Below are 20,683 nucleotides of genomic sequence, written 5' to 3' on the forward strand. Positions count from 1 at the left end.
CTATCCATCTATTATATAGGATTTTTTTATGTCTTTCTTTAATGATGGAATTAGTAGGAATAATTATTGCAACACTAGTAATCTGAGATAAGAGTAGCTTTACAAAGGATAGTTAACCCTTCCCACTTTTTAGGACGATTTCTTACAAGAACAACCTTGACTGGGGTTTGGTTTTCTGAACAAATGCGGTTCTAACTCAACCTGCTTTAGCAGGTGGTTTAAGAATTAAGAAGCCTTTACCGCGAATATTCGCGGTAAAGACTTCGATATGAAACGGAATCATTTGTACCATAAACAGTCAACTTTGCCATAGTAGATATCAACCCAACGCCATTCTCAATTGAAATTAACCTGACAATTGTGCAAAATTCAGACTAATTTGTAAATACACAGTCTGCGGTATTTGCTAAAGTATTAATCATATTCAATCACTAAAATTTATTAAAGGGAGAGTGTATTCATTGTCGATATCTAACCATTTGTTGACGGATGAACAAATTGTTGAGTTCATTACGAAAGGATATCTTGTGCTTCAGAACGACCTGCCGCCGCAGCTTCATAAGGATGTTATGGACAAAATTTATTACGTAATGCATGAGGAGGGGAACCCAGGAAATAATATTTTACCTCGGGTTCCTGACATCGCTGAATTTTTTGAAACACCGATTGTAAAAGGTGCGTTAACAAGCGTGCTCGGACCGGATTACTACATGCACCCTCATCGGCATTGTCATTATAATCAGCCGGGTAATCAGGCTCCTGGTGGTGGAGAATGGCATAAAGACGGATATTGGTCTTCCATGCGGAGTCACCGACCATGGTGGGCGATGATTTTTTATTATACGCAAGATATTACCGAAGATTTAGGGCCAACCGCTATTATGCCTGGCTCCCAATATTACGAAAAGTTTCTCGGAGATAAAGGAGAGACACTCCTTCCGACTGGAAAAGCAGGTACGATGGTTATGGTACATTTTGATCTTTGGCATAAAGCATCACTTAATGTGTCCAATTTAGATCGTTACATGTTAAAGTTTCAATTCGCAAGACTTAAAGAACCAGAATACCCGAGTTGGAATCACAAAAATAAAGAGATGGTATTACCTGAAGGGACACCCGCAATACATCTAAACCTTTGGCAAGATGTGTGGGATTGGCTTAGGCACGAACCAGCAAGAAGCGTAGCGGCAAAGACGATCGATGATTACGATTTATCACAGCTTAAAGCCGATTTAAATGCAATGGATGCTTCCGTGCGGGGACGGGCAGCTGATCAACTTGGTTTGATAGGGGAAGCGGCAGCTTCATACGTTTCGGAGCTTGGACGTTTGCTTAGCGATCCAGTGGAAGCTGTGGCTTTAAATGCTGCATATGCTCTAGGTCATATGGGTTTAGCGGGTACACGCACGTTGCTTGAGCAATTACAGCATGGATCTAATCTGATTGCTAAACGTGCTGCATACGGCTTACAAGGATCAGGTAGCATAGCAATTCCTGGCCTTATCGGTACACTTGGTCATAAAGAAGAGAATAGAAGAGCTTTAGCCGCTTTTGTTCTCGGTATGCTCGGCTCAACTGCAAGTGAAGCAGTTCCAGCTCTAATTATGTCTTTACAAGATCAAAGTCAATGGGTGCGCCGTAATAGTATTGAAGCTCTTGGGATGATTGTGCACCCTGCTGATCAGATAGTACCTGCGTTGGTGAAGGCTTTGAAAGAGTCATTACTCGAGGAATCAGCAGATTCTGCAAAATCGGGCGATTTATATGTCCAAAATCAAACATATATTATAAACAAAAATGGCTATACCGCAGCCCTTTCTTTGTTACGTGCAGGGAAGGAAGGCGACGCGGATATCGTAGTAGATGCCTTAAAGAAGGCGTTGAATAGCAAGGACCGTTATTTACGCGCGTATGCTGCTGAAGCTCTGTCCCATGTTCGTACAGAAGAAGCAATTGACGCGTTGATCCGTTTTGGCCGTTCTTCCAGATGGTGTCCGGATACGCATAAATACAGCACATTCTAATCGTTGTTTACTAGCAAATCTTCGATTAAGTTCAAATTAAATACTGACATTATTATGGTAACAGCACATTGAAACAGATGGTAATTATGTGCATCGAGAAAATTGAGTATATTTTTAACACGACTTTTTAGAGGATTATGATGAAGAGCGCATTTGGAAATCCTTAGCCATCTACAACATAGAGATGGCTAAAGGGCTCCTCATGCAATGTAAACACATCTGTATCAAATCGTACAAAGAACCCGTTTGTTTTTTGAAACTACTAGTATAGTTTTGTAGGTATCTATTTGTTAATCATACATATCTCACAATATGAATTATTGTAATATTCTAAAAATAGGTTGGGGTTGCTTTGGAAGGAGGAGCCTCCCTTGGCTACCAAAGATAAAAAGGAGAATAGTTTATGAAAATCATAGATGTTGAAAGTTTCGTATTACATGTTCCTATCACTCCGCCGATTACAGATGCCATAAATGTAGCCACACATTGGGGACTTGCAGGTGTAAGGATTTTTACAGATGAAGGTATAATCGGTTGTGGTTACACAGGCACAACTGCGTTTGGCGATGAAATGATAGCAAAAACGATCGATCAGTACTATCGAGAAGTTTTAATTGGAAAAGATCCTTTTATGGTTAAGGAAATTTGGGACGAGCTTCGATTTGGCAAAATGCATTGGATTGGTCGTGCCGGTGTTACGCATATGGCGTTAGCAGCAGTAGATATTGCGTTGTGGGATATTATGGCGAAGGTTGCCAAGCAACCTCTGTGGAAATATTTAGGAGGGCATAAGCCGAAAAAAATTAAAGCATACAACACGAACGGCGGATGGCTTAACTGGTCTAAAGATAGGTTACTAAAAGATGTAACCGAAATTGTAGAGCAAGGATTTAGCGGTGTGAAAATGAAAGTAGGTAAGCCTAATCCTAAAGAAGATTATGACAGGGTTAAAGCGGTAAGAAAAGCGATCGGTGATGATATCACCCTTATGATAGATGTTAACCAAATGTGGAGCATAAACACAGCTATGACTTGGGGGAAAAAACTGGAAGAGTTTGATTTATTTTGGCTGGAAGAACCTTTAAATCCAGATGATATCCTGAATCATAAAAAGCTCGCTAATGAGTTAAATGTTCCAATCGCATTGGGCGAACATGTGTACACAAAATACGCTTTTCGTGATTATATCCATCAAGGAGCAGTCGAATACGTTCAAGTAGATGTAACGCGTGTCGCAGGTATCACTGAATGGTTACAAGTCGCTGGACTTGCTGCTGCGTATGATCTACCAGTGTGCCCACATGTCGGTGATATGGGGCAAATTCATCAACATCTTGTAGCTTCTACACAAAATGCAACTATGCTTGAATATATTCCTTGGATCCGTCACATCTTTGTGGAACCGATTCAAGTAGACAATGGTTATTACGTCCTCCCTGAAATGCCAGGTGCATCGACGGATATATTACCCGGATACTTTAAGAAATATCGTGTGAAGTAAGGTCAATAAGTTTATAAATACAATTCCTGATGGATTAGTAGAATTATGTTTATATTTATAGCAAGCTGGTTAACTTGAAAGTACTAATTTAAAAATGTATGGTCCAGTTGTGAAAAGAGCCAAGGAGTTAATCAGACAGGGGTGTGACGCGAGAGAATTACATTTTTGCGAGGAAGTGTGGGAAAAGATGACATCCACTTTTTGTTATCATGTCCTAATATAGCTAACCAATTTCATGAAGGCAAGAACGAAATATGTAGGATTTGAGGACGGAGTTTAATCTCACTTAGTATGCCTTATATCAGACCTTTCAGAAGACTTGAGTCTTAGTTAGCGATTTCGGCATTTTCCGATTTGATTAAAGATGAATATTTTAGCAAATTCCACACCCTGATATTTTACGGAATGGTCTGAATCTGATACAATCATTAGCTAATTAAATACTAAGGTTTGGGGTGAACACCATGGATCTCGCCGATTTTCATCCTTATGTTTATTATGCAACCCAATACCATTTTTCCAAAGGGCAGACTAGTAACTTAAGAATCTGTTATACCAGTTCGCTTTATTTGATTAGTGAAGGAAAGGGAACTTTACATACATTAGGGCGGACATATGAAACTGCTCCAGGATCCCTTGTTTATATTCCGGCTGGGCAGCAACATGAATGGATTGCAGACGAAAAAAATCCAATGGTACACGTTTGTTGCTATTTTGATTGGTCATACATAAATCGCAAGACTGTGTTCGAATGGCCTAGTTCCATTTGTTATGATTTTACGCAGCTCCGCCCATCCTTAATTGGTCCTGCGTTTCCATATCCGATCCCAGAACATTCTAAAGTGGAGACACTTCGTTTATGGATTGAATTGTTCGAGCTCTTTTATACATCTAATGAATATACAAATGAACGAACGTATATAAGGAGCCTTAAAATTCAAAATCATTTTCAACAATTTATTGAGTATTTTTTAAACCATGTTTTGAATGAAGAGAATATTCCAGACCCGCGTATAAACAAGCTTCTTGCACAGATGGAGCAAGATCTAATGCATGGTTGCCTGGAATCGTTAGAAATCTACTATAAAGAGCTTCGGATTAGCAGGGGGCATTTTTTTGAACTGTTTAAAAAAGCAACTGGATTTTCTCCTCAGCAATATATTAACCACTTCCGGATCCGACGAGCGAAGGACGATTTGAGATTTACCAATTTGAGCATTACGGAAATTGCGGAAAAAAACCACTTTTCATCAGTTCATTATTTTTCAAGATTGTTTCGTAAATTAACCGGTCAAACGCCTCGAGAATTCAGAGAGGCAGAACAATAAAGGAACGATAATAATTTGTTTCATCCATTTAATACCTCAGATCTTAAAATAAAGAATAATTGATTGGCATCATTCTGAGTTTCCAATAGATATATTACATTCGCAAAGAGAAGGCAAAAATTTAAGAGCAAAGACACCAACAGAAGGATTGATAAGTATAGAGAGTATTTTCACCACAGGTGTACAAATAATTGACTAACTAAGATAAACTGTTTATCTATGGTTTGCCTTTTCTTACGAAGATGAAATTGGGATTGGTCAATTGGTAAGGCCGCAAATGATTGGCATGTCGAAGAGTTAAAGAAAATGATTCTTGCTTGCAGTCAGATATTATCCTTGGTGTGACTCATCATGGAGCAGTACACTGATAACGCAGGCCTTGATTATGTAATGTTATATATTGAGCCACAATTACTATTAGAGGTTACCCAGAAAAAAGACTTAGTACGTTTCTCAACCCCTATTGTGTATGATTATAGACTTGAACAAAGAATATTAAGTCTTTCTAATGCAATATTAAGCGAAAAAGATGAGGCTTTGTGTAATGAATAACTAATATCCCTCACAGATAGCCTTATTCAAACGAATCTTTCTACAGAGTATAAGAAAGATAAAGCTCTAGTTAGAAATGCAAAGGATATTCTTCATGCCAACTTAGAAAATGTACTTAAGCTTGACGAGATATGCAAAGAGCTTGATTTATCTAAATTTCAGTTTATCAGGTTGTTAAAGGCCCAAACTGAAATTACACCATACCAATACTTTCTTAATTGCAAGATAGAACGTGCAAAGCAGTTAATGAAAAAAATGGGGATATCTATTGATTTAATCCATTTAAATAAACACTTTAAAAGTGTATATGGAACAACAGCATTTGAATATATGTCACATTTAAATTAAAGTATATTATCTATCTTCAACAAACGGGCGCTTTCCTGCAAACAAGGAAAAGCGCTCTTTTTTATTTTGGGTCTAGATCATGGAAAAACTACCGTAAAAAACCTGGATATTTATGTTAATATCAGTATGAAGATAGTGAAGATGAAAGGAACAGTTTAGTTTGGCAACGACAGAGTTTTTTGGGGAGAGTATATTGAACAAGAAAAAATTAAGGATTATTTTTACTACAATAATTCTGGTTATTGTGATTTCGTTTTATTAGTACAATACAAAAAAGTTATAAGTGGATTATAAATTAGTCACTTTCTTAGTAGATAAAAATCAGAAAGGATGCAAAAATGTCAGAAATAAAAGATGAAATTATTTTAAGAGGGCTTAAGGAAAATAATTTAAAAAATGTAGATTTAAACATACCAAAAGAAAAAATCATCGTATTTACTGGACTTTCAGGCTCAGGAAAGAGCTCAGTCGTTTTTGATACATTAGCGACAGAAAGTAGAAGACAAATGACGATGAACTATCCTCTCTATGTCAGAAATCAAATGCCAAGGTATGAGCGGCCCCACGCCGATCTGATGCAAAATCTAAGCCCGGTTGTAGTAGTGGAACAAAGGCCTATAGGGGGCAATGCCCGCTCAACAGTAGGCACCTATATGGATATAAATCCATTGATTAGACTTTTGTTCTCAAGAATAGGAAAGCCATCAATAGGCTCTGCCACCGATTTTTCAAGTCAAAGTTCTTTTGGCAGATGTCCAGAATGTGGCGGATATGGGGAGGTCATTACGCCAGATCTAAATAAGATGATCGATTACGATAAGTCACTGCGAGAGTATGCGGTGAGATTTAAGCCATTATCACCTGCCGGCTGGCAAGGTAATTGGATGATGACCTGTGGATTATTCGATCCAGATAAACCCTTAAAGGACTATTCTGAAGAAGACCTCCAATTATTATTGTATGGTCCGCGAGAAGGTGAAAGAGCCTATGCGCCGTTTAATACCAAAAATGGACCACACAACGCAGAGTGGGATGGGTTATTGCCTAGATTTACACGCCTTTATATAAATAGAGACATTTCAAAACTAAGGCAAGTATCCCAGGACGATGTCTTAGCCGTGTCAACACATTCATTATGCCCTACCTGCCAAGGTTCAGGGCTAAATCCAAAGGTATTAGAATGCAGGATAAATGGCTTAAATATCGCAGAATACGATCAATTAGAGCTCCCAGAAATACTAGAAGAACTAAAGAACATAAAAGATCCGATGGGAGAATCTATAGCACAACAAGCAATCCCGCATGTAAAACAGCTAGTCGACATGGGACTAGGTTATTTGAGTCTATCAAGAAAAATGGGCACCCTGTCCGGCGGCGAAGCTCAAAGGGTGAAAATCGCTCGTCATTTAGGGAGCAGCCTAAACAATATTACATATATTTTCGACGAACCAAGTGCAGGGCTCCATCCGGAAGAAGTGGATATGTTAATTATTATGCTAAAAAGGATAAAAGCCCAGCATAATACTGTCATCGTAATCGAACACAATCTATCTGTAATAAAAGCAGCGGATGAAATAATTGAAATGGGACCAGGAGCAGGTGTAAATGGAGGAGAAGTGATCTATCAAGGAAAGTTAGGAGGACTAAAAAACTCTCCCACTGCCGCCGCCCTAAACCGCAAGCTAAAAATAAATAAAAATCCAAGGGATAGTAAAAGTTATTTTACAATAAACAGAGCAAGTAACAATAATTTAAAAAGTATCAGCGTAAATATTCCTAAAAATGTCTTAGTCTCTATATGTGGAGTATCAGGTTCAGGTAAAAGCTCCTTAATACTGGAAGCATTCACAGATAGATTTCCAGAAACCATAATGGTAGGACAAGCCGGCATAGGAATCTCCAACCGTTCGACCCTAGCTACATATATGGGAATAATGGATGATATTCGCGCAATATTTTCAAAAGAAACAGGACAACCCGCAGGCTGGTTCAGCTTTAACTCCTTAGGAGCCTGTCCTGTCTGCAAAGGAAAAGGCGTCCTAACGCCGGAAGTAGCATTTGCAGATCCAGTGACGATTCCTTGCGAAGCATGTGGTGGTACGAGATATTCAGACGAAGCACTTTCCTATCGATATCAAGATAAAAATATAGTAGAGATTTTAGATTTAACTATAGACGAGGCAATTAACTATTTCAAAATACCAAAGATCATTAAAAGGGTGAATACGCTAAAAGACGTAGGATTAGGCTATCTTACCTTAGGACAGACGACAAGTTCTCTAAGCGGAGGAGAAGTCCAACGTCTAAAGCTCGCAAGCCACTTACAAAAAGAAGGGCAAATTTACCTATTAGACGAGCCATCCTTAGGACTGCATACGGAAGATAATGAAAAGCTCTTAGACGTATTTCAAAATCTTGTAAACAGAGGTAATTCTGTCATCATAATTGAACACAATTTAAACTTTATAGCGGCGAGTGACTGGGTAATCGAATTAGGGCCAGGGGGAGGAAAACAAGGAGGACAAATTATATTCGAAGGCACACCGGATGAGATGATAAATGCAGAAACCTTGACAGCGAAATGGCTAAAGGATGGAGTTAGGAAACATGCGTAAATATTCACCAGCACCTCTTTTGTTGCCACATACACTCCACACATGTAGAAGTAGTTTGGAAAGTTAATTATATAATCAAAAATAAACTAGTTCTTGTCAATTTAATTTTTTGGCTAGAACTGTTTTTTTATAAAAATTTTTGTTTTGTCCTTCTATTTCTGTCTTTTCGAGTTTTCTACCCATTTTTGTTTTCGGAACAAATTTTAAATTGCAGGTGGGATAACAATTGATTGTTTTATACACAAAAAGAAGGTAACTAACCTTAGGCGTTACTTTTGCTTAGTCCAAATATCTGAGGGGGTCGGTGCTATAGATTGTAGAACTGCCTATTTTCTTGAAACGGTAGTAATGTACCAAAAGGAGGTATTAAGACTTTAAATAAAATCCAACCCTTATCCCTTTAAAAATATTACGTCCAAAAGAAAAAATGGGTGTTTTTTCTTTTGGACGTGGACAAGATAAAATTGGATGGGGGGTAATCATGACAAATTATTTTATTTTTGTTCCATTAATTAAGATGGGAATCAATCAGATAAAACACGAATCGCTTTAAGAGGAGGAAATCATCAAGGAATCAGACAATATAGTAGACAGGATAGAGGGTTTTATGGACTTTAGACCGGTTTTTTCGGTGCGAAACATGAGTTGTTACATATATCTATTAAAAAATTTACCTAAAAGGGGAATACTATTATGAGCGGCTATAACGCAGTATCAGCAAGAAATACGGAAAATGCTCCAAACGGTAACGGTTTATATTCACAAACTGTAGCTTTCTCTCATTACAATAATCTTTCAGCACAATTACCTATCGAACCGAAAACTGGTAAATTGGTAGCTGGTGGTATAAAAGAGCAGGCTGAACAGTGCTTTAAAAATATCAAGGCAATTGTAGAAAGCATCGATCATGTTATGAGCGATGTCGTCAGAATTACTGTATTCATTAAGGATATCAAAGATGTTGACGCTGTAGATGAAGTTTATAAAACGTTCTTCCCAACCTATGTTCCTTCACGGACAACAGTTGCAGTTGCAGCTTTGCCAATGGATGCTTTGGTGCAAGTTGAAGCACTTGTTACACACGGTGAAGGTACAATTCCAAACGCACCACAAGCAGGTGACCTCATTAAGCTTACAAATAACACGGCAAATGCACCAACATGTTCTCTATCTACACAAACTGTAGCTTTCTCTCATTACAATAATCTTTCAGCTCAATTGCCAATCGATCCAAAAACTGGCCGATTGGTAGCTGGAGGTGTAAAAGAGCAGGCTGGACAGTGCCTAAAAAATATCAAGGCAATTTTAGAAAGTATCGATGTTCCTTTTGATGATATTGTTAAAATTACTATCTTCCTTAAAAATCTCTCGGATACTGAAGCTGTAAATGAAGTTTATAAAACATTCTTCCCAGACACGGCTATCGCCAGAGCCGCAGCCTATGTCCCTGCACGGACAATAGTTGCTGCTTCAGCTCTACCTAAGGATGCTTTGGTACAAATCGAAGCAGTGGTGTCACACGGAGATGGTACACCTCCACAAGCTGTTGAAGACAGACATGGAATCGTTATATGGGCGAACAATACTGACAATGCACCAAAGTGTTCACTATCTACACAAACTGTAGCGTTCTCTCATTACAACCACCTTTCAGCTCAATTGCCTTTGGATCCAAAAACTGGCGAATTGGTAGCTGGTGGTGTAAAAGAGCAGGCTGAACAGTGCTTGAAAAATATCAAGGCAATTGTAGAAAGTATCGACCACGTTATGGATGATGTAGTTAAAGTAAATATCTTCCTTAAAAATATTGCAGATATTGATGCTGTAGACGAAGCTTACAAAACATTCTTCCCAGGCGGTGTTCCTGCACGAAGAACAGTTGGCGTATCAGCTTTGGCTCAAGATGCTTTAATCCAAATTGATGCAGTTGTAGCAAACGCTGAAGGAACACCTCCAAAAGCATAACTGGCATTTGTCGGTAAATACAGGAACTATCAAAGTTACTTGTTAATGCCAATGGTGAATGCGAAATCACATATACTATTCATAAAAAAGGGCTGTCTCAAATGAAAATTGAGACAGCTTCCGTTTTTTAACAGCGCAGATGAAAAAGCATCGAGATTTTTGCCGATTATGGCAGAGGTCTTGATGCTTTTTAGTTTCCGGGAAATTGCAAATAGATTGTCAATTGAAATTTCAACAGCTGAAACTGGTGTAGTTTATACTAGACCCTCTATTGGGGAAAACTTTACTTTAACTCCCGAAAAAATATAAAAAAATACGGAAAAACGGCCATTTTTTCCGTTCTTTAAATATTGGCTGCGTTAAACTTGATTGTTGATTTTCTACTCAACGTGCGGAATACATTACCGATGCAGATTTGTTCCGAAAAACGGATAAAAATCTAAACAAGTAGACCCCTTAGAGTATTTCTGAGGGTTAAATTTTTATATCCAATCATGTCATTTTAGACAATAAAGTTGAGTTGTCTTAATATTAAAATTATAATTGACAATAGAAAACTAGGATGCTAACATTTCTATAAACCATAGACGAGGGAGTTAAACTGTTAAACGGTCTCACAGCGAATCCGGGGTGGTGTAAGCCGGACAGATGCAGTAACAGCAAGTGGGCCTCAGAGGGCGAAGTGAAAGATTTTATTTTAGTAGCTTAGACGCAAAGCCAGCGTTACAGGGCTAAGGGTGTGCAAGCACCCTAAAGAGAGGGTATGTATGATACATATCAAACAAGGTGGTACCGCAAGTTAAACACTTGTCCTTGAATTATTATTTAAGGACAGGTGTTTTTTTATTTATTTATGAGCCTAAACAACTGCAAGTGTTGAAAGGAGTATGTTCATGGATGACAAATTTACGCTATATAACTTAAAAGTAGAGGTTGTAGCTACAGATAAACCAATGGTATGCAGGCATAAGGAAGGTGCCTATTTCTTAGTTATTGGGGAAGACCTAATCTTCCCGGAAACTAATTCATTTTCCATGTATGCTTTAAGTGCTATTTTGCCATTACTGCCTGCAAAGCAGCGGCCATTACACGCTAATGACTGGATGTTGTCTGATAGTCTAATTGCCTGTCCAGATCCAAACTGTGGTGCCAGGTTTAAAATAACTCGTATTGAAACTCAAGAATTTAGTCATGCTGAATGCACAATAGAACCTATACATAAAGGAGATAAACAATAATGGCAGAACGATTCGAATTAGCAAAGGATTATACAATCAGCAGAGTGATCAACGGCTGTTGGCAGCTTTCGGAAGGCCATAGCTTACAATCAGAATTAGATATGCAAGATGTGATGAAAGCCTTCCATATGCTTGTTGAACGAGGATTTACGACATTTGACTGTGCAGATATCTATACGGGTACTGAAGAATTCCTCGGTGAATTTTTAACGGAACTAAAAGCTGGGAGCACCCTTTCACCGCATGATATTCAAATTCATACCAAGTATGTGCCGGATATCAATTTGCTTAGTGAGGTCGACTATAACTACACAGAAAAAATAATTGACAGAAGCCTCAAGCGCCAAAAACGAGAGGTATTGGATCTGGTGCAGTTTCATTGGTGGAATTACGATGTGCCTGGCTATGTGGAGACAGCGGGGGATCTGTTGAAACTTAAAGAAAAAGGAAAAATCCGTAATATCGCCGTTACCAACTTTGATACAAAGCATTTGAGTGAGCTCGTTGAGGCGGGTATACCTATTGTGTCGTGTCAAAATCAATACTCGGTTTTTGATCGACGTCCTGAAAAAGAATTAATAGATTATTGTAAAAGCAAAGGAATTTTCCTGCTGTGCTACGGTACATTATCAGGCGGTTTATTAGCGGAAAAATGGATTGGCCAACCATCTATTCAACCTGAAACACGCTCGCATGTTAAATATTCCCAAGTGATTGAGGATACCTTGGGTTCGAATGGCTATCAAGAATTATTGTTAATGCTGCAAAGAATCGCTAAAAAGTATTCTGTGAAGGCTTCTCAGATTGCTACAAAATATATATTAAGTCAACAAGGAGTCGGGGCATCTATTATTGGAGTTAGAAATAGCAGACATGTGGAATCAAATGCGCAAATATTTACTTTCGAACTCGACCAATCCGATATCAAAGAGATCAAACAATTCTTAGACCACTATCCAATATTAGACGGTGAACCTTTTGAGTTAGAGCGTACTGTTGGTTCAAAGTATCGCGATATTATGAAGATGAATTTAAATGAAGAGTAAGTGAGAGTGTATGTTTAGTCTAGAATAGAGAGTTTAGTATAGGAGAGGGAGTTTCGATATGAATCAGAGACTTGAATTTAGAGGTGGCTGGGGCGTTGCGTTTATTCCAGTCGTTATTTTTCTATTTTTTTGCATATTGTTTTTTATCGTTTTTAAAGCGTTTGAGATGTATGCTCTAGCAATGGGCGCTTTCGTTGCACTAATGGTGGGCTCAATTTTTGTAAAAAAGGGTAACTACGATCGGTTCTGGGATTCAGTCTATGAAGGCGTAAAGGAAGCGGTACCGATTGCAATCCTGTTGTTCGTCATTGGGATGTTCTCGGAGTTGATTAAAACCACTAACATTTCCGCGGGTTTCGTATGGCTTGCCGATTTGCTGGGCGTGGATGGAGGGTTATTCACTGCGTTCACATTCTTAGCAGTTTGTATCATTTCTACTGCTACTGGGTCATCCATCGGAACAATGTTTACCTGCTTCCCTATTTTCTACCCGGCAGGAGTATTGTTGGGAGGCGATCCCGCCGTTCTTGCGGGCGCAATCGTCAGTGCTTCGATTTTTGGTGATAACTTAGCACCAATATCGGATACCACCATCATTTCTGCAGGAACTCAAGAATACACAAAAAAAGAGGGTTTTGCGGAAGTTGGCGGCTGTGTTGCCAGCCGAATGAAGTATTCTTTGGTCGCAGGTGTTATCTCTTTTGTTCTGTTCTGGATTTTCGGCGGCGGCGGAACGATTGGTGCGGGCGCTTCAGATATCCTTGCAAAGAATATGAATCCAATCGCGCTAGTCATGCTGGTTCCGGTAATGGTTATGTTAATCGTAGCAATCAAAACCCGCAATATCTATAAAGCTATTACGATAGGTATCATTTTAGGAACAATAACCGGTCTGGCGTTTCATCTTTTAACATTCGACAATGTGATCTCCGTTGTGGACGGGGCTCCGAAAGGATTCCTTACGGGCGGCATCAGCGGCATGATGGCAACAGTCACACTGGTTATTTCAGTCTACGGTATAATGGGTGTGCTGGGTGGTGCAGGAGTACTTGAGAAAGTCACAAATGGCATACTTAACAGCAAAATGGGTAAGACGGTTCGCGGTGCTGAATTCGCTATGATGTTAGGTATTTCGTTTACGACTTTGATCTTTGGTGGTGTGACTAGTGCATCGATGACGACATTTGGAAAAGTACAGAATGAGATTGGCAAACGAGTTGGTTTGCATCCATACCGCCGTTCCTATCTACTGGATGGTTTTGCTAATGCGATTGTGCTAGTAATACCTTTTTTAAGTGTTTTTGTATTCCTCGGTGCCCTGCTGTCAAAAGGTTATGACTTTGTTGCTCCGCTTTTACTAACACAAGTCAGCAGCGGTATGATTTATTGCATGGTACTGTTCTTGGTACTATTGTTCTCGATAATAACGGGATGGGGCCGGGAATATGAAGGCCCTGGAGGGAAAGTGGTCAGAAATCCTCAAGAATAGTAAAACAAGATTTTAATGAGGGAGACAATTGCAAATTTAATTAAAGAGGATGTTCCAAAAAGGCATTAAATTAAGCCTTATTGGAACATCCTCTTTTTGTGTTTATTTTATTGCTTAAAATAAGGAACTTTTTTTAATGCAATACATGCCGGAATAGCAATAATAACGCCTATTACATTTTGAACGAGGTCTCCAGGGATCGAAGCTGCGGGTGCAATCCAATTCCCGTATAGAAACCCTTCGCCAATGTAATAAACAGCTGACATAAATGGAAATGAAACGATTGTTGCTGTTAAATTTAAAGCAATGCTATTACCTTTTCGACCATTTGACCAAGCAATTTTACCAACGATATATCCTTGCAAGGCACGTGCCACAACGGTAATCGGTGCCCACAATGCCCAACCTCCAGCAATATCAAATAACCCCATTCCTATCGCACCAGCAAGAGCTGCCTTTTTAGGACCAAATAGGATAGATGCAATAAAAAGCATTGCGGTTCCTAGATGAACCAAGCCCCCATTTGCCGTAATTGGCAATTTAATATTCAAAAAGAAAGTAGATAGGAAAACAAGTGCAGTTAACATCGCTGTAATAATTAAATCAAAAGTTTTATAACCTGGCTTTGAATAACTTTGTGTATTTTGCATATCTCTGAACCTTCCTCACACGCTTTTCTATGATTTTAGCAAATGATAGGAAAATATATAAGTGCCAATTTATAAAAAAATCTAGCTGCCGAATATTTCATTTGTAACCTGTGGGGATTATCCAGATTCTTTAGTTTGTGGTAATATAAATAAAGTTAAAGATGGACGGCCTTATGGAGGTTAGTATGAAAAAAGTTGCTGTAATACAGGATTTATCATCTTTTGGAAAATGTTCATTAACAGCTGCGATTCCAGTTCTTTCGGTAATGGGCGTACAGGCATGTCCTTTACCAACAGCAATTTTGACTGCGCAAACTGGCTATCCAAGTTTTTTTTGTGAAGATTTTACAAGTAAAATGAACCATTTCATAGAGGAATGGAGCAAGCTTAAGGTAGCCTTTGATGGAATCCATACGGGTTTTGTTACTGGTGAAGAACAGATCATTAATATTTTTCAGTTTTTAGATAGGTTTTATACAAAAGAAACAATTTTACTTGTGGATCCAGTAATGGGGGATTTAGGAGAGGTCTATAAGCTTTACACTGATGAATTGGTCGTACTAATGAGAGAACTTGTGAAGCGTGCAGATGTGATTACACCAAATGTTACGGAGTGCTGTTTGTTAACTGGCATGTCTTATGAAAAACTTCATAGCTATTCAAATGAAAAGGATTATATTAAGGCGATGGAAGAGGCCGGGAATTTATTGCAGCTAGAAACTGGCGCTCAGGTTATCATCACTGGAATTAATCCACCCTCAGCTGATTTAGATAAGCAGTATATCGGAAATATGTATTTGGACGGAAGCAATACCTATTATAGTGCGACGCCATATAATGGTAAAAGTTATTCTGGTACTGGTGATTTATTTGCATCTGTGATTATGGGGAGCATGATGCGCGGGGAGGACATGGAAAAAGCGGTACAGCTCGCGGTGACATTCCTGACAGCAGCCATCAATGATTCCTCCTTAGAGCAAGTTCCGAAGGTAGAAGGAGTTAACTTCGAAAAATATTTAAAAATTTTATTATGAAATGTCTAATATTAGTAAAAACCCTAGATACCTTCTAGGGTTTTTACTTACACCTCATTTTTATTATTCAACCTTGGCAGCAAAAATCATTCATGAACCCACGGTATGAGATGCCTCAATAAACAACAACAGGATCATACGCACTAAGACTGTTATACACCGTTTTCATAATACTTGGCGGTGTATTGACACAGCCATGCGATCCAGCTGTTAGATAGGCCTTGCTTCCCCAATTGCCCCGCCAGCTGGCATCGTGAATCCCCTGCCCGTCATTTGTAAAAGGAATCCAATAGTTAACAGGTGCCTGATAAGTGATTTTTCCGTTTTCTCTGCCTGTGAGTATGGCAGGAGATTGCTTATAAAGGATATACCACACTCCTGGTGATGTATCATGTCCAGTGCTATGTTTGCCTGTTACTACATTCGTTGTGGCGACTAACTTTCCATTTTTGTATATCCACATTCGCTGTGCTGCAATGGAGACTTCAGCATACGTATTGCCAATTCCGTTGTTCGTGGTTGTTTCAAATCCGTAGCCTTCACCGTTCCAGCCATGTCCGTAAATATTAGAGGCAGAAACTGATTTCTTTCCATCTTCAAAAGCTTTCATAATACGGGGTACTTCTTTATCAACATCTATGGCCCAGCCATAGCCCTTACCTTTAACCGATATCACTGAACCCGAATGGGTCTTGAATGTGAAATCCTTATTTAATGTGGATTGGGCATTGTTAATTTCTGCTATTCTTTTCTTAATATCACCCTCATCATCCATCTTAATCTGTAAATCTTTAGAAATAGATGCATTTTTAATTAATTCGCTCGCCTTTAACGTAAAAACTTTATTCTGTACCTTGTAACCAACGGTATGGGCAAGAAATTCTTCAAATTTCTTCTGTTGATTTTGTACAAACTCGCTGTCTTCTTTAATTGGCTGTATGTAAACTGGATTGAGCCGGATTTCACTAATATATTTGTGCTGTTCGAAGTCCTTCAAAAGACTGGCGACATCATACTGCTCTCCGCTAATACTGCTGGTGACAATAATTTTGCCTTGTTGCAAACGAACCACCGCATCTTGTGGAGCCTTTAAACCTTTATTCATGGCTAGCAGCTTTTCTTCCACCTGTTTTTTCAACGTCTGGTTTCGATACTGATCCTGTTTACTGGGCATTAATGAATAATCTTTTTCTTTTGAAGAAGGAAAAAAAGTCCACTGGTTCTTTAATATTTTTTTGATATTGGACAAATCCTGATCGGAAAATACCATTTTTGTATCTTGGCCATCTAATATTTGTTGATCTCCAACATAGATTACATTTGTTAATACAGTTGTTTTTAATTTTGTCAGTGCCTGTTCAGCGGTTATTCCGCCGACTTTGATGCCATTAATCTTGATTTGTGAATTAAAGTGGTTTGCCTGATAGTAGCTGCCTGCTGCAATGAAGATCGCGATAATAAAGATGATGCCTGCTGTCATAACCCTCCAGTTTGTATACCACTTAGCTGAATTTACCTGTTTCTTAATTTCTTGATTATTTACCGTGCTTTCCATAAAGTATCCCCCCATACCTTCCTCCGCTATTTCCATACTATGTCATTAGACTGTTAATTTTGTGTCAAATGTTTCCTATTTTTTAAAAAAATGTTAATTATATTTCTATTCTATAAAATACCGCAACAAAATATTGTCGGTTTTTGTGTATATTAAAATTTAAATTTGACCCTTTGCTGAGTGATTTTTATTAAAATCAATTTTGTGTTTGATAATAAGTTATTAAGCATGATATAAGTGTAAAAGAAGTTGGGCATTTGACTTTATATTTTTTGACCGAGAGTTTGAAGTAGTATCCATATTGAAAGGATTTGAGCTTGAAATGATAGATAATTTTTGGCGGGATTTACCACGACCTTTTTTTGTGCTTGCACCAATGGAAGATGTGACCGATGTTGTTTTTCGTCATGTAGTAAGTCAAGCAGGTAGACCGGATGTGTTTTTTACAGAGTTTACAAACACGGAGAGCTATTGTCATCCAGAGGGAATGAGGAGTGTACGTGGCCGTTTGCTGTTTACAGAAGATGAACAGCCAATTGTTGCACATATATGGGGGGATAAGCCGGAATATTTCCGTCAAATGAGTATCGGAATGGCAGAGCTAGGATTCAAAGGCATCGATATTAATATGGGCTGCCCTGTACCGAATGTGGCATCGAGAGGGAAAGGCAGCGGCCTTATTCTGCGTCCAGACGTTGCAGCAGAACTTATTCAAGCAGCAAAAGCGGGCGGGCTGCCTGTCAGCGTGAAAACAAGGCTTGGCTACACGGATGTGAACGAGTGGGAGGAGTGGCTAACGCATATTTTAAATCAGGATATTGCGAACCTTTCTATACATTTACGTACAAGAAAGGAAATGAGCCAAGTTGATGCTCATTGGGAGCTGATTCCGGAAATCAAAAAATTACGTGACCGTATCGCACCAAATACGCTGCTAACAATCAATGGAGACATACCTGATCGTCAAACTGGGCTGCAGCTTGCTGAACAATATGGTATTGATGGCGTTATGATTGGGCGAGGTATTTTTAAAAATCCTTTTGCTTTTGAAAAAGAGCGAAAAGAGCATAGCAGTAAAGAATACCTTGATCTTTTAAGACTGCAGCTTGATCTTCAAGATCAATATGCGGAAGCACTGCCACGTTCAATGGCAGGGCTTCATCGCTTTTTCAAGATTTATGTCAAAGGATTCCGTGGAGCGGGTGAATTAAGAAATCAATTGATGAACACGAAATCAACAGATGAAGTGCGTGCATTGCTTGATAATTTTGGAAAGAATGTTGATTGAGGGGGACACTGAAATGATGGTAAAGACTTTGTTCAATATATGATTTCCATAAAAAGATAATTAGTTTAAAGAATAAAGAAATCTCATCAGCACTAGGGTTTTGTCAAATAACAACACTAGATCAGCTGAATTTGACCAATAAATGATTTTGTCGTAAAACATCCATATTTTTATATATTCCACACTGTCCTTTTTTCTTCATTAAACACTATATAAAAATGAAAAGACTTTTTGGAGATGAAAGGACAGTGGTGCCTGATGGCAAAATTTCGAATGGTGCATACGAAGTTTTGGAGTAATCCGATTGTAGTAGAAGAAATGACTCCAGAGGATAAATATTTTTACCTTTATTTGCTTGTGAATCCTTACACAACTCAAATTGGAATTTATAAAATTACGAAAAAGCAAATGGCTTTTGATTTAGGTTATTCGATTGAAAGGGTCCAGTCGTTATTGGTTCGGTTCGTCGAGCATCACAAATTGATTCGTTACAATCCTGCAACGAGAGAACTAGCGATTAGAAACTGGGGGAAAGATAACCTAGATAAATGCCGGAAACCGGTAATGGATTGTATCATGTCCGAATTAAAAGAAGTCGAGGACCGTTCGCTTATTCGTTATGTTGCGGAATTGATTCGTAATCAAGACGTTTACAGCCTATATGAATCTTTTTATAACCAAGAAATAACAGTTTTCAGCAAGGAAGATAGAGACCCTGAAGAAAATGATACATATATACCGGAATGTGAAGTAGTTGACGATCCGTTCCCGCAGCGTTATACGATACGTGGACAAAAAGAAAAAGAAAAACAAAAAGAAAAACAACAACAAAAAGAAAAACAGCAAAAAGCTTTCTGCCCAAGTATGGAAAAAATCCCAGACATAGATCATTCCTTACTGTGTAAACGAAAAACAGAAGATGTAAAAGAAATGGCTGAGTTTTTGGATGCTAATGGATTTAATTCATTGGATGTAAATGCGAAACAGCAGCTATTGATCTTCATGCAGGGATCCGAAGGTTTGTTTTCTGAGTTCCCTCGAGATGGATCATACTAAAGATGTAATTAGATTGTGAATGTTAATATTTTACCTGGTATGTAAAGTGAAATGATCCTTCCTCTGTTCTGCGATTGGGCCAGAATGTATTCCCAGAGTCGAACATTTTCAAATGAATGTTTCCTTAGAAATTAGGTAATATCTGAAATGTGAGAGATTAAAATTTCAACCGAGTCAAACGGATTAAATATTTAAGAATGAGGGAAGGAAATTTAAAAATAAGGTCTAAATATATCAAGCAAGGAGGTTTTTGTATGAAAGATGAAATAAGAAACTTGTCACCAGAAGAACGTGAGGAATTACTGAAAACATTGAAGGGCCGTTTTGAGAAAAATATGAACCGCCATAAAGGACTTGATTGGGCTAAAGTGGAAGCAAAGCTAGAAGTTAATAGTGAAAAACTATGGTCGCTTCATGAAATGGAGAGAACTGGCGGTGAGCCGGATGTTATTACTCATGATCAAGAGGCGGACGAATACATTTTCTGTGATTGTTCAGCGGAAAGCCCTAAAGGCCGCAGAAGTGTTTGTTATGATCGTGAGGCACTGGAGTCGAGGAAAAAACATAAACCAGAAAACAACGCTATGGATATGGCTGCAGACATGGGGATTGAGATTTTAACGGAAGAGCAATACCGGGGGCTGCAGGAAGTTGGAAATTTCGATACGAAAACATCGAGCTGGGTGAAAACACCTGATAATATTAGAAAACTTGGTGGGGCTATCTTTTGTGATCGCCGATACGACACTGTCTTTGTGTACCACAATGGAGCAGATTCCTACTATGCTGCCAGGGGTTTCCGCGGTTCGCTAAGGGTCTAAATTTAGGTGTGGAACGCTGCCCGGTGAAGGAACGTAGGTGGATTATAACTCTATAGTGATAGATTAGGCTTAGCCTTTCTGTTTTGGAGTACCTACATAGGAAAAAGCATATATAAAAAATAAGTATAAAAGCAGTGGATATCACACCCTAAATGAACCGCCCCGTAAATGTT

Annotated in this window: 14 protein-coding genes and 1 pseudogene; 13 read left to right on the plus strand and 2 right to left on the minus strand. The window is 38.6% G+C overall.

Annotated features, from left to right (window positions below; translation table 11 throughout):
* Positions 1-452: 452 nt before the first annotated feature.
* The 9 genes and pseudogenes from IE222_RS20880 (at position 453) to IE222_RS20925 (ending at position 14,106) form a co-directional block, all read left to right on the plus strand.
* Complete coding sequence (locus IE222_RS20880) at positions 453-2,024, plus strand: HEAT repeat domain-containing protein (RefSeq protein WP_223282832.1); 1,572 nt, start codon at positions 453-455, stop codon at positions 2,022-2,024.
* 403 nt (positions 2,025-2,427) lie between these two features.
* Positions 2,428-3,525, plus strand: a complete 1,098-nt coding sequence (locus tag IE222_RS20885; protein ID WP_191276207.1) for a mandelate racemase/muconate lactonizing enzyme family protein — start codon at positions 2,428-2,430, stop codon at positions 3,523-3,525.
* Between the two features lie 464 nt (positions 3,526-3,989).
* The gene (locus tag IE222_RS20890) at positions 3,990-4,853 is read left to right on the plus strand and encodes an AraC family transcriptional regulator (protein WP_191276209.1); all 864 of its coding nucleotides are present in this window, start codon (positions 3,990-3,992) and stop codon (positions 4,851-4,853) included.
* A 366-nt stretch (positions 4,854-5,219) separates the two neighbouring features.
* Positions 5,220-5,753: pseudogene (locus IE222_RS20895) on the plus strand (helix-turn-helix domain-containing protein); the annotation flags it as partial.
* 338 nt (positions 5,754-6,091) lie between these two features.
* Positions 6,092-8,368, plus strand: coding sequence for an ATP-binding cassette domain-containing protein (locus IE222_RS20900; protein WP_191276210.1), 2,277 nt, complete (start codon positions 6,092-6,094; stop codon positions 8,366-8,368).
* Positions 8,369-9,061: 693 nt separating this feature from the next.
* Positions 9,062-10,333: a RidA family protein gene (locus tag IE222_RS20905; RefSeq protein ID WP_191276211.1), complete on the plus strand. Its 1,272-nt coding sequence runs from the start codon at positions 9,062-9,064 to the stop codon at positions 10,331-10,333.
* Positions 10,334-11,226: 893 nt separating this feature from the next.
* Positions 11,227-11,571, plus strand: a complete 345-nt coding sequence (locus IE222_RS20915; protein WP_191276213.1) for a TIGR04076 family protein — start codon at positions 11,227-11,229, stop codon at positions 11,569-11,571.
* Complete coding sequence (locus tag IE222_RS20920; protein WP_191276214.1) at positions 11,571-12,617, plus strand: aldo/keto reductase; 1,047 nt, start codon at positions 11,571-11,573, stop codon at positions 12,615-12,617. Before IE222_RS20915 ends, IE222_RS20920 begins: the two co-directional genes overlap by 1 nt.
* Before the next feature lie 58 nt (positions 12,618-12,675).
* Positions 12,676-14,106: a Na+/H+ antiporter NhaC family protein gene (locus tag IE222_RS20925; RefSeq protein ID WP_191276215.1), complete on the plus strand. Its 1,431-nt coding sequence runs from the start codon at positions 12,676-12,678 to the stop codon at positions 14,104-14,106.
* A gap of 107 nt (positions 14,107-14,213) precedes the next feature.
* On the opposite strand, the gene IE222_RS20930 is transcribed toward IE222_RS20925, so the two are convergent.
* Positions 14,214-14,756, minus strand: coding sequence for an ECF transporter S component (locus IE222_RS20930; RefSeq protein ID WP_191276216.1), 543 nt, complete (start codon positions 14,754-14,756; stop codon positions 14,214-14,216).
* 185 nt (positions 14,757-14,941) lie between these two features.
* Here IE222_RS20930 and IE222_RS20935 point away from each other — a divergent pair, with 185 nt between their 5' ends.
* A complete protein-coding gene (locus IE222_RS20935) occupies positions 14,942-15,790 on the plus strand; it encodes a pyridoxamine kinase (protein ID WP_191276218.1) in 849 nt (282 codons plus the stop codon).
* Between the two features lie 115 nt (positions 15,791-15,905).
* On the opposite strand, the gene IE222_RS20940 is transcribed toward IE222_RS20935, so the two are convergent.
* Positions 15,906-17,345, minus strand: a complete 1,440-nt coding sequence (locus IE222_RS20940; RefSeq protein WP_191276220.1) for a L,D-transpeptidase family protein — start codon at positions 17,343-17,345, stop codon at positions 15,906-15,908.
* 322 nt (positions 17,346-17,667) lie between these two features.
* On the opposite strand from IE222_RS20940, the gene IE222_RS20945 reads away from it, so the two are divergent.
* The 3 genes from IE222_RS20945 (at position 17,668) to IE222_RS20955 (ending at position 20,510) form a co-directional block, all read left to right on the plus strand.
* The gene (locus IE222_RS20945) at positions 17,668-18,633 is read left to right on the plus strand and encodes a tRNA dihydrouridine synthase (protein ID WP_191276222.1); all 966 of its coding nucleotides are present in this window, start codon (positions 17,668-17,670) and stop codon (positions 18,631-18,633) included.
* Between the two features lie 258 nt (positions 18,634-18,891).
* Complete coding sequence (locus IE222_RS20950; protein WP_191276226.1) at positions 18,892-19,689, plus strand: DNA replication protein DnaD; 798 nt, start codon at positions 18,892-18,894, stop codon at positions 19,687-19,689.
* Between the two features lie 254 nt (positions 19,690-19,943).
* Entirely contained in the window at positions 19,944-20,510 is a 567-nt protein-coding gene (locus tag IE222_RS20955; protein WP_223282833.1) for a DUF4256 domain-containing protein, read from the plus strand.
* Positions 20,511-20,683 lie beyond the last annotated feature (173 nt).

The organism is Neobacillus kokaensis, from assembly GCF_014656545.1.
Classification (GTDB): Bacteria; Bacillota; Bacilli; order Bacillales; family Cytobacillaceae; genus Neobacillus; species Neobacillus kokaensis.